This window comes from Streptomyces sp. SID4985 (assembly GCF_009863025.1).
Lineage (GTDB): Bacteria > Actinomycetota > Actinomycetes > Streptomycetales > Streptomycetaceae > Streptomyces.
In genome coordinates, this window is record NZ_WWIR01000081.1 from 1 (window position 1) to 875 (window position 875).

The following is an 875-nucleotide window of genomic DNA, read 5'->3' on the forward strand; positions in this document are numbered from 1 at the left end:
ACCACGAAGTACGAGTCGGAGACGTGGAAGTCCATCGGGGGCGACGCCAGGATCACGCCGGTGAGGCCGCCGAAGAGGAACGTGACGAGGAAGCCCGTGGTCCAGAGCATCGGCGTCTCGAAGGACACCGAGCCTTTCCACATGGTGCCGATCCAGTTGAAGAATTTCACTCCGGTCGGCACCGCGATCAGGAACGTCATGAAGGAGAAGTAGGGCAGCAACACACCACCGGTGACATACATGTGGTGCGCCCACACGGTCACCGAGAGGCCCGCGATCGCGATCGTCGCCGCCACCAGGCCCATGTAGCCGAAGATCGGCTTGCGCGAGAACACGGGGATGATCTCCGTGACGATGCCGAAGAACGGCAGGGCGATGATGTACACCTCCGGATGGCCGAAGAACCAGAAGAGGTGTTGCCACAGCAGGGGGCCGCCGTTGGCCGCGTCGTAGACATGGGCGCCGAACTTGCGGTCCGCCTCCAGGGCGAGCAGCGCGGCCGCGAGGACGGGGAAGGCGAGCAGGACGAGCACGCTGGTCAGCAACGCGTTCCAGCAGAAGATCGGCATGCGGAACATGGTCATGCCAGGTGCCCGCATGCAGATGATCGTGGTGATGAAGTTGACCGAGCCGAGGATCGTGCCGAAGCCGGAGAGGGCCAGCCCCATGATCCACAGGTCGCCGCCCAGGCCGGGGGAGCGGATGGCGTTCGAGAGCGGCGAGTACGCGAACCAGCCGAAGTCGGCCGCGCCCTGCGGGGTGAGGAAGCCGCTGACCACGATGAGCGAGCCGAAGAGATACAGCCAGTAGGCCAGCATGTTCAGCCGCGGGAACGCCACATCCGGCGCGCCGATCTGCAGCGGCATGATCCAGTT

General features: G+C 64.8%; 1 protein-coding gene. It reads right to left on the reverse strand.

Annotation, left to right across the window (positions count from 1 at the left end; all coding sequences use genetic code 11):
• A partial coding sequence (locus tag GTW40_RS03245; RefSeq protein ID WP_202485320.1) for a cbb3-type cytochrome c oxidase subunit I occupies positions 1 to 875 on the reverse strand: 875 nt, incomplete at both ends.